9 protein-coding genes and 1 pseudogene are annotated in these 10,812 nt (G+C 48.5%); 5 read left to right on the top strand and 5 right to left on the bottom strand.

All coding sequences use genetic code 11. From position 1 onward, the window contains the following. The 3 genes from ACCI49_RS21935 to ACCI49_RS21925 all read left to right on the top strand — a co-directional run. Positions 1-1,337, top strand: a 1,337-nt coding sequence (locus tag ACCI49_RS21935) for an amidohydrolase (RefSeq protein WP_371841369.1), incomplete at its 5' end; no start/stop codon positions are given. Between the two features lie 197 nt (positions 1,338-1,534). Then, the gene (locus ACCI49_RS21930) at positions 1,535-2,227 is read left to right on the top strand and encodes an RraA family protein (protein ID WP_371841368.1); all 693 of its coding nucleotides are present in this window, start codon (positions 1,535-1,537) and stop codon (positions 2,225-2,227) included. Between the two features lie 248 nt (positions 2,228-2,475). Further along, positions 2,476-2,934 (top strand): GNAT family N-acetyltransferase, encoded by a 459-nt coding sequence (locus tag ACCI49_RS21925; protein ID WP_371841367.1) that lies wholly within the window; start codon positions 2,476-2,478, stop codon positions 2,932-2,934. A gap of 202 nt (positions 2,935-3,136) precedes the next feature. On the opposite strand, the gene ACCI49_RS21920 is transcribed toward ACCI49_RS21925, so the two are convergent. The 4 genes from ACCI49_RS21920 to ACCI49_RS21905 form a co-directional block, all read right to left on the bottom strand. Further along, positions 3,137-5,335 (bottom strand): M3 family metallopeptidase, encoded by a 2,199-nt coding sequence (locus tag ACCI49_RS21920; RefSeq protein WP_371841366.1) that lies wholly within the window; start codon positions 5,333-5,335, stop codon positions 3,137-3,139. Positions 5,336-6,147: 812 nt separating this feature from the next. Next, entirely contained in the window at positions 6,148-6,738 is a 591-nt protein-coding gene (locus ACCI49_RS21915) for a CPBP family intramembrane glutamic endopeptidase (RefSeq protein WP_371841365.1), read from the bottom strand. 121 nt (positions 6,739-6,859) lie between these two features. Continuing rightward, complete coding sequence (locus ACCI49_RS21910; RefSeq protein WP_371841364.1) at positions 6,860-7,396, bottom strand: GDYXXLXY domain-containing protein; 537 nt, start codon at positions 7,394-7,396, stop codon at positions 6,860-6,862. Then, a complete protein-coding gene (locus ACCI49_RS21905; protein WP_371841370.1) occupies positions 7,393-8,799 on the bottom strand; it encodes a DUF2157 domain-containing protein in 1,407 nt (468 codons plus the stop codon). Before ACCI49_RS21905 ends, ACCI49_RS21910 begins: the two co-directional genes overlap by 4 nt. A gap of 136 nt (positions 8,800-8,935) precedes the next feature. On the opposite strand from ACCI49_RS21905, the gene ahpC reads away from it, so the two are divergent. Then, entirely contained in the window at positions 8,936-9,502 is a 567-nt protein-coding gene (ahpC, locus tag ACCI49_RS21900; protein WP_371841363.1) for an alkyl hydroperoxide reductase subunit C, read from the top strand. A gap of 158 nt (positions 9,503-9,660) precedes the next feature. Further along, positions 9,661-10,578, top strand: a pseudogene (locus tag ACCI49_RS21895) (right-handed parallel beta-helix repeat-containing protein); the annotation flags it as partial. Positions 10,579-10,606: 28 nt separating this feature from the next. Here the strand turns inward: ACCI49_RS21895 and ACCI49_RS21890 are convergent. Beyond that, positions 10,607-10,812: integrase core domain-containing protein (locus tag ACCI49_RS21890; RefSeq protein ID WP_371841362.1), on the bottom strand; the 206-nt coding region annotated here is incomplete at its 5' end.

Genomic DNA, 10,812 nt, shown 5'->3' with positions numbered 1-10,812 from the left:
TCTGGAACTGTCAAACTATGCGTGCCTCCCCAGCAAAGCTGGGGGGTCTCCCATTTTTACTAGGAAGAGGCTGGAACCAGGTCACCTGGCCAGGCAAGCAATTCCCCACGAGCGACCAATTGGATGCCCTGGAAATTGACCATCCGATCTGGCTGCGGCGGGTAGATGGCCATGCCGGTTGGGCCAACTCCAAAGCACTACATCTCGCCGGCATAGATAAAAGCACTCAATCGCCGGAAGGCGGTGAAATCCTGAGGGATAGTAAAGGCGAGCCTACCGGCATCTTAATTGACAATGCTATGGCCCTTTTACAAAAGGCCATCCCAGCCGTCACTCTCGCCCAAGAAAAAAAGTGCCTACAGAATGCCTTCTCCCGGGCGCTCTCGCTCGGCCTCACCAGCGTACACGATGCAGGTATTAACGAGAAAACCCTGAATGCCTATCGAGAACTATCCAGAGAAGGGGCCATTCCCATACGGATGTACCCCATGTTGTCAGTAGACAGCCACAACTATGCCAAATTGCTAAAAGCTGGCCATATCGGCAGCCCCGAAGATCGACTGTATATGCGCAGTATTAAGTTATCTGCCGATGGCGCCTTGGGCAGTCGTGGTGCAGCGCTACTGGAACCCTACCACGACCACCCGGCAGAAAAAGGGCTCCTGCTCTACCCAGAAGCTAAAATGCTCTCTCTGCTTAAATTAGCCACCGACAACGACTTTCAGGTGAACGTCCATGCAATTGGCGATAGGGCCAACCATATCGTTCTCAATCACCTGGAGACACTGGATAAAACTGAAAGCCAGCAGAAGCATCGTCACCGTGTGGAGCACGCGCAGGTCATTGAAGTGAAGGATATTCCTCGCTTTACCCAGCTTAACCTGATTGCCTCCATGCAACCCACCCATGCCACCAGTGATAAAAATATGGCTGGCGACCGTTTGGGAGAGAAACGTCTAGTCGGCGCCTACGCTTGGCAAACGCTGTTGGATCAAGGTACACCAATCGCTGCCGGCTCTGATTTCCCAGTAGAGCCCGCCAATCCCCTCTTCGGCCTCCACGCAGCAGTAACTCGCCGCGACCGCCAGGGAAATCCCAGTGAAGGCTGGCGCACTGAGGAAGCGATGACCCTGGAACAAGCATTACGCGCATTCACCCTGGACGCCGCCTATGCCAGCCATCAGGAAAAAGTGATTGGAACTCTGGAGCCGGGAAAATTCGCTGACTTTATTTTGCTGGATAAAGATATTTTTGAGATAGATCCGCAGGAAATTTGGCGGGTGCAGGTTTTGCAAACCTGGGTTGAGGGGGAGAGGGTTTACCAAAAACCTCTTTAATAAGCTTACCGAACTGGAAGGCCGCAGATGTAATCCTCTACAAGATCTGCGGACATCCAGCCCTCCCACGAAGCACCTTATGGGAATATTGTTATGCAATATCACTAGATTAAACTGAGCATAAATTGAACGGTTTGACACGCCTGAAGTGATGTACTTAGATTTTTCTTTGCATAACCAAATGGACCGAATCTCTCATGATAGAAGACAGCCCGACTCTAACATTACAACGTAATTTTACCCGCCCGACTAAGACTGAATTGAGTAGGTTATGCAATACACCGACAGAGTTTATTGTCGATTGTATGGATGGGCGCGGATCGCTACATCATGCTATAAAACCCCTACTCCCAATGAAGTCTTCCATAGTTGGAGTAGCAGTAACCTGTGATTGTGGCCCAGCGGACAACCTCGGCGTACTTGGAGCGTTGGATATAGCTCAATCTGGTGACATAGTAGTAGCCTCAACAGGATCATACATGTGCACTGCAGTAATTGGCGACTTGGTGTTGGGGATGATGAAAAATAAAGGGGTGGCAGGGTTTGTCACCGACGGGCTTGTTCGTGATCTGGAAGGAATAGAACGCCTCTCATTACCCGTATTTTGCAAGGGGATCACTCCAAATTCCCCTGCCAGAAATGGCCCTGCAACGGCTGGCCTCCCTGTTAACCTTGATCGTACACATATCTGCTCAGGAGACATTATTATTGCAGACCCTGCCGGTGTCGTTGTAGTGCCTTTAGAGCAGTTGAAAGCAGTAAACACCAAGTTAGAAAAAGTAAAAAGTGCCGAGGCAACATTACAGCAAGCCGTTGAATCCGGATTAACAATCCCACCATTCTATAAAAAAATCGTCGATGCCGGCAAAGTTATCGAACTTGGCCCCTAAACTTGCCATACGAAAACAGATTAAGATACCGCACAAGAAAGTAGAGGCAGTCGCCCTTCAAGCTGAGCACGAAAATATGCGACTTACTACCAGGTCAGAAGGAAAGAATATACTGCACTCGAGACACGCTGTGAATACATCCCTGTAAGCTCATAGTCGGCATCCATGCCTCATACGGTCCCAAGCGCAGTATATTCTTCCCTTCCCCCTTTTTAGTGCGCACGGCATTATGTACACTTTGAAATGCTATGAAATATATTCAAATTTCAGAATTTGATGCTCCCATTTCCCTTCTGCTTGAAGCCGACCCATCCGAAAAGCATATACGCTCATACCTGCCGGATTCCTGGTGCTTTGCGGCCATTGATGCTGGCCACATTAAAGGCATTTGTGTTGCCAAAAAAATTAATACTACCATCGCGGAAATTTTCAATATTTCTGTTATTCCCAAATTGCAACAACAAGGAATTGGCTCTAAGCTTCTAAAATTCTCTTTTTTGGAACTTGCCTCAAAAGGTATCCAACGAGTCGAACTCGGCACAGGCACTTTTGGTCATCAGTTGAGCTTCTACCAACGTCTCGGTTTCAGAGTTGACTCTATTATCAAAGATCATTTTCTAAATAATTATGATCAGCCAATTATTGAAAATGGTTTACGGCACAAAGATATGCTGAAGCTCTATATCAATCTCGATCAGGTTAGGTAGCAAGGCGTAAAGTGCGGCAGCCAAAGCTGTGTACCTTTTATGATTGTGGCCAGTTACTACCATAGTGTTTCAGTGCTATTAGGCATGAAGCATAGTGGGATTCCTAAATGTGAAAATTCTCTCAGCAATAGCCCAACTGGGCGTAGCCAATAAAAAAGCCGCATCAAAGGATGCGGCTTTTTATGAAACATCAACTAAGCCCTTAGCCTTCCTTTTTCTTCGGTACCGGGAAACCACGATCGCGCATTAGCGCTTCGATATTGGCATCACGGCCACGGAAAGCGCGGTAGGCATCGGCAGGGTCTATTGCGTTGCGTGGTGCAAACAGGTGTTCAACCAGTTTGGCTGCCACGCCCTTATCGTAGAAACCACCTTTAGACTCAGCAAACGCTTCAGAAGCATCAGAAGTCAGCACATCTGCCCACATGTAACCGTAGTAACCGGCAGAGTAACCCTCACCAGAGAAAATATGACCGAAGTGCGGCGTGCGGTGACGCATTACCAGTTCTTTCGGCATCCCCAGCTTGTCCAGGGTCTCACGCTCGAACTTGTCCGGGTCTATACCTTCTGGATCGGCGGTGTGGAACTTCAAATCCACCAGTGCAGAAGCCAGGTATTCAGTAGTAGCAAAGCCCTGATTAAACTTGGCTGCTTTCTTGATCTTAGCAACCAGGTCTGCAGGGATTGGCTCACCAGTTTTGTAATGCACCAGGTAGTTATCGATAACAGCATCGGTGGACAGCCAGCGCTCCAACAGCTGGGACTGGAACTCGGTGTAATCACGTACGCCGCTGTTCAGGGTCGGGTAGGTCACATTGGATGCGAGGAAGTGCAACGCGTGGCCAAACTCGTGGAAGAAAGTCTGCGCATCGTCCCAACTTACCAGTACAGGCTCGCCCGGCGCGCCTTTGATAAAGTTGGAGTTATTGGAAGACAGTACATTCTTCTTGCCATCAAAGGTGGAGTGGTCACGGTACATGGTGGCCCAAGCTCCGGAACGCTTACCAGCGCGGGCGAATGGGTCCAGATACCAAAGGCCGATATGCTCACCACTGGTCTTATCGGTCACTTCCCAGACTTTAACGTCTTCGTGGAATACGGGCACTGAGCCCTCTTTCACCGGGGTGAACTTGAAGTTGAACAGCTCACCAGCCACGTAAAACATGGCTTCACGCAGGTTGTCCAGCTGCAGGTACTGCTTAACCTCATCAGAGTTCAGGTCGTACTTGGCTTTACGAACCTTCTCCGCATAGTAGCGGTAGTCCCAGGGCTCAATGGTGATATTGGCTTTCTCTGCATCGGCTACGGCCTGCATATCAGCCACTTCTTCTTTCACACGGGCAACCGCTGCTGGCCATACGGCCTCCATCAGCTCCATAGCGCGCTCAGGAGTTTTCGCCATACGGTCCTGCAGGCGCCATTCAGCGTAGTTATCAAAGCCCTGCAGACCCACGCGCTCATCACGCAGCTTCAGGATCTCGGCAATGATCGCGTTGTTATCATGCTCATCGCCATTGTCGCCACGGCTGTAATAGTTGGTCCACACCTGCTTACGCAACTCGCGGTTATCGGAGTAAGTCAGGAATGGGTCCATGGAGGAACGGGTATTGGTAATCGCGTACTTACCCTTCTCGCCCTTCTCTTCTGCCAGTGCTGCCGCAGCTGCAACAAAGGACTCCGGCAGACCGGCCAACTGATCTTTGGTCAGGAAGAGATCATAGCCTTCCTCATCTGCCAGCACGTTGTTAGAGAACTTGGTGTAAAGCTCTGCCAGGCGCTTATTGATTTCTGCATAGCGCTCCTTGGCCTCACCCTGTATGGTGGCGCCATTGGTCGAGAACTGGGTGTAGATCAGCTCAACAACACGCTTTTGTTCGGCATCCAGATCCATAGACTCACGCTGGTCATAGATGGCCTTGATGCGCTTGAACAGGGCTTCATTTTGGTAAATTTTGGACTCGTAATCAGCCCACAGAGGTGCCAGCTCCTGCTGAACCTTACGAAACTCTGGAGAAGACATATTAGCGGCCCAGATGCCGTAGTACGCAGTTGCACGGCCCAGTTCAGCACCACCGCGCTCCATCGGCACAATAGTATTGGCGAAGGTGGGCTTATTAGGGCTGGTAGCAATCGCATCAAGCTCAGCTAGATTGATCTCGATACCCTTCTCAATCGCGGGCTTGAGATCTTTCAGGTTCATCTTGTCAAACGCAGGTACACCACTGTAGGGACCAGTCCACTCTGCCAGAAGCATGTTGCTGGTGTGCTCTGGGGTTACAGCCATGGACTCTTCAGCTTTCACAGTGTCTTTAGCTACCTCAGCCTGCTTGGCCTTTTCACCACAACCGCCCACAACCGCCATGGATGCGGCTACGGCTAGTGCGATCATTGTCTGACGCATTTGCTATCTCCTCTAAGATAGAGTTTTTAATAGTTGTAAGGCCGGCAGTTTAACCCCACTTGGCCCACTCGGGCCAATTTTTGCGCTCCAGCCGGCAATAGGTGCGGCGGGTTGAGCTGTGCATGCGACAACTCCCACCCCAGAGAACCTGCCTTGCACAGTTCGGAAAGAAGGGAGGCAAGTAATAGTTAACGACTTTTTAGGTACATTCTTTAAACACATGCCACCTGTAATTACCAGCCAACCAGCTTAGCCTTAAATAAGTCGAAACTTTAGGAAAGAATAACCGGCAAGCGCCAATGCCACTCCAAAAGGCAATAAATTAACCACAGATCAATGTTTACTCATTGGATAAAAATTTATTACTTCTTAAGCATTTTTTAATGGCCTATCTTCCTAAACTGAGGGAGATAAAAGAATAGAAAGTCTCTGTCTACATAACCCCCAAGTAAGTTCCATCCGATTCACCGCTCCAGTGTGACCAGGGCCAATCCAATCTCGCTGCTCCTCACTACCACCCTTGCTCATTCACAAACAACTGTATTGAGACCCAGTCACAAAGTGAATTAGCAGGGAAATAATTACTGATTGGTCGGAATTAAAGATGGCTCTACTCACGCGACACACTGTAAATACACCCTTGTACACCCGTAATCAGCATCCACGCCTTATACGGGAGTGGAGTGCATTCTTTTTTCCAAGTCTTTTTAGCAAGAGAGTTAAACAATCTAACCGATGATATATAGATTAAGATACTGATAACGACGAACCGAATGACAGGAATGATCATGTCCACTAACAAAGAGCACACTCTATTTGATCATCGGTACATCAGGGTCCAGCAAACGAGGGTAATAAACGATCACTGTAAGCGCGAGCACATCATAAATGGCATGCCAGACCATCACTCCCAGCAGGCTGCCAGTCTTCTGGTAAGCAATTCCCAAAACCAGACCTACCACCATTGTCATCAGGAAATAAGTAAATGACGCCCAGTGTAGAAGCCCAAATATTAATGAGGCTCCTAACAGCCCCAATAATGGAGAACTCAACTGTGATAACCAGGTTTGTAGGAATCCACGAAACAAAAATTCCTCACAAACACCCGCAGCTATTGACAGCAAGACAATCTGCGCAGTCGAAATACCAGAAAACAGTGAAGTCAGCTGCGAGCAGTGGCCACGCAGTGTATGGCCCAAAGACGTAGGTGAGCGGGCCAAAACTACTACAGCAGCGAAACAGATCATCGCTCCAATAAAGCCCCAAATTACTGATCGCACCGGAACAATACCCAAGAGAGAAACTTCAACCCCAGACAATTTAATCGCGATCAGGGCAACTAGCAGGCATCCCGCCTCTATCCACATCATGATGGAAAAAATACGCGTACTACTCATTGTCATATCTGACTTTTCTCCTTCCGACATAGACCCCAGTCCCATAAGCTCCCTTTAGTACGTATAGCAATGTTTATGTTTGCGAATATCACGGCTTGACCAATATGAACAGACGATTCAGCAATAGCTACTGATTGCCGGCCCGTACATCACCGATAACAGATTTGAGACTGACCTGGCCAGAGGGCGCCACCATCAGCTCTGCCACTCCCCCCTCTCGCAGATCCTTCTCTAACTGCAGCGCCTGTTCCTTGGGGGCAAAGTAAGCCTCTATCCCGTACTTAACACGGTAGCTCTCATGGTTACGCCAGGGCCTTGCATTAGCAATACGTCCTTTGAGAAATACGCCCTCAATCGGTTTCTGTAAACTAGCTGAGGAGAATTTATATAGGCCGGAGCCTGATTGTTTCAGGGAAACATAAACCACCTCCCCCTGGCGCACCAATCTATCAGTCGGCAGCGCTGATTTCTTAATCTCGGAAAATCCATAATTCAGACGAGCATAATTGCCGCGGAACATGGAACGGGGGCCAACCGGGATGGTCTTCACGTGAATCGGCTCACCGGTCAAGAACGGGACCTGGGCCTTTACGAAAAGGCCTGTGAGGATCAAAAATTGTGCGGCAATCGCTACAATCAAGGCAAAAATGACTCCACGCCTCATCGTACTCCCTCCCTACCCTGGTGGAACTTCCAATATTTAGCCGCCCCCAATAACAGTCCGGCAAACAGGATAAAGATCAGGGCCGAACCCAGGTAATCGCCGATTAGATCGATATAGCGCAATAAGGCGGTAAGCAATATCGCCATTACCCCAAGGAAGAAATAGTGAGAAACACCATCGTAAATGCCGCGATAAATCAGCCAGATGCCGCTACCGATCAACACCAAGTTAGTGGCCACCTGCAAATATACTGCTAGATCTTTATTGCCACCAATGCTCACCAGGACCAGGGCAATGGTTGTCAGCGCTAGTAGGATACCAGTGGATATCAGCCGTCGTGTCGGCACAGCCAGTGCCAGGGTAGCTGTACCCACAGCTGCCACTACCAACCACATGGACCACAAGTGATCCCAGCCCGCATTAATCAGTGATTCCCAAGGGGAAGCAAAGCTGAAAAGCAATAAAGTGATCAGTGCAAAACGCAGGCACCAGACCGAGATCACCGCCGCATAATCCTGGGCAATCGTGGTTTTCTTCAAGGCCAGCCAGTGTCCGAATGAGTACAGGAGTGCAAACAAGAAAATTGCCACAGCTAGATTTTCTGGGTGCAGATCCAGTTTGAATCCCTGCGCCTGCACTCTCCAGAATTCCGACAGGGAATATTCGATCCAGAAACCAATGCTCACCAGGAAGACCAGCAAGAGCGAGATACTCCCGCGCCCGCGCATCAGCACAAAGAGGGAAGTCAGAATAAATAGTGGGAACCACATCGGGTAGTAACCCATGCTCACCTGCAAATAGAACCAAACCAATGCCAGCGCATTGGCCTGTAACGCTATCCAGGGACTCCGTGTAATCAAGGCAAACGGCAAGCAGCCCAGCGCCCACCAGAAAACCCCATCAGGCATATGTTCGCCCAGATGATAAATCTGAGAGATAAGAATAATTGAAGCTCCGAAGAAGAAATTCCCCAGAAGAAAGAGCCCTTCACCTGTACGAGGGTTACGCTTGAGATAAACCCACAACCCAATACATTGGGTGGCGACTGTGAGTACAACCAACCCTCCCATACGTAGAGCGCGGGGGATCTCATCCCAGTTGGCACTTATCAGAGTAATCACCGCAAGGGCGATAAACAGGTAGGCAAGGCCCACTAATACGTTGTATCCCCATGAACGCTGTTGCGCCCGGTGATAATCCACCCCATAGCGCTCACAGATTTGTTCGGCCTGGGCCTCACTGATCACACCAACTTCCACCCACACCCCGGCTTCACGCGCCAAGTCATGCTTTAACAATCGAATCAATCGCATATCACCGCCCTGCGGATAACTGTCAATTGCCGGGGCAATCCACTGTTCACACCCTGCAACAGTATCGAGTATCTCTAAAGTCGCTACCACCGACAATGAACAACCCCAGATAGCTGGAGGCTATCTGCCATATTGATATTGTTAACTTCTATTAGAGTCAGCGCTCTAATAGCATGCACCCCATCAAAAACACAGACAACCAACGGAATATCTAAAGGAGCTATTCATGTCTCGTTATATCGAATCCGAACTCAAACCATTCAACGCTAAGGCCTACCAAAACGGTGAGTTTCATGACATCAGTGATGAAGACGTAAAAGGCAAGTGGGCAGTATTCTTCTTCTATCCCGCAGATTTCACTTTTGTGTGCCCCACTGAGCTAGGTGATCTTGCAGACAATTACGAAGCTTTCAAAAAGTTGGATGTGGAGATCTATTCTGTGTCCACTGACACACACTTCACTCACAAAGCCTGGCATGATTCCTCCGACACCATCAACAAGATCCAGTACCCAATGATTGGCGACCCCACCGGCACCATCACCCGTAACTTTGGCGTGATGATCGAAGAAAAAGGTATCGCAGACCGCGGCACCTTCGTGATCGATCCGGAAGGTCGTATCCAGATCGTCGAAATTACTGCCGGCAGTATCGGCCGCGACGCAGGTGAACTACTGCGCAAAATCAAAGCAGCCCAGTACGTTGCCGCGCATCCCGGTGAAGTCTGCCCAGCCAAGTGGAAGGAGGGCGAAGAAACCCTGGCACCATCCCTCGACTTGATTGGTAAGATATAAGATTTCCCAAGCCCTCACAGGATTGGACCTGATTATGCCCACCTTTTGGTGGGCATAATCACCCTTCATACTTTTTACACAAAGGCTAGATGTAATCACCATTTCTTTTCATAATTATCCTCAATTAACTCCAAAATAATTTTCTAATATTGTCAACAATGGATTCTCAATGCATTTGTGACTGTGAGCTGCAATATTGCAAGCGACAACCAACAGAAATGGAGTTTTTAATGAAGACTAAACGCCTGAGATCTGCCACCACCTTTCCAATTTTTCAAATTATAACAAGCGGATTACTGATATCACCTTACGTCTTTGCAGTTGAATGTTACGACACCATAACCTCTCCCACGCTACTATCAGAGGAGATAAACTGCCCACTATCAGCTGACACCCCTCAGGCACTAACCATCATAGGGCCATCCGGTAGCCTAACAATGCTGGAAGGCGGCAAAGTTACCTGCACTACCAGCACCAGTGAAAGCGGGAAACCCAAAGTAGGGGTTGGCAGTATGTCTGTTGGAGGTTGGGCAGAGATAACTAAAGATGGCGAGGTGACATCTGGAAACTGGGCACAAGAAGAGGCACCCGCAATTCTGAAAAGGAGCATCTATACAGTAGAAGAGAAAATGAATCTATTCAGAGTAAGAGCTGGAGTTCTAATAGAGGGAAATTCTGCGAGTATAACTGGGGGAGAAATCGAAGGCTGCCCAACTGGCATAAACGTTCAAGGCCTGGGATCACATACTATCACAGGCATAAAAATATTAAATTCAGAATATAATGGAATTATAATGCGAAGCAGCCACAATAAAATTTCCAACAATGAAATATCTGGAATTATTAGGCCTCGCGGATACGGAATAATGATAGAAACGGGGAGCTATAACAATACGATTACCAATAATTATATTAGTGCCACTTCAGGAGCTGCTCTACACTCTCAGGGAAATCATACAACAATCACAAAGAATGAAATAGTAAACAATCAAGGACACGGAATTGTCCTGGCACCTATAGCAAGCAACAGCGCAGTTACTCACAACCAAATATCATTCAATAAATATGACGGAGTGTTGTGGTCAAGTCCAGCCGGACACCTCTTTAAGCACATTTCTCAAATTCGATGGGGGTTACATCCCCCAGCGTTGTATGTATTCTGCGTGAGTTGTAATAAGCAATATAGGCTCTCACATCTGTTATCGCATCCTCCCTTGTTGTATAGAGATTTCCCGTTAACCACTCTCGTTTTAGGCTGCTAAAAAAGCGTTCAGTCGGTGCGTTGTCCCAACAATTTCCCCTACGGCTCA

This window comes from Microbulbifer epialgicus, assembly GCF_041447265.1.
GTDB lineage: Bacteria > Pseudomonadota > Gammaproteobacteria > Pseudomonadales > Cellvibrionaceae > Microbulbifer > Microbulbifer epialgicus.
Note: the sequence above shows the minus strand (reverse complement) of the source record. Positions and strands in the feature narration are given on the sequence as shown.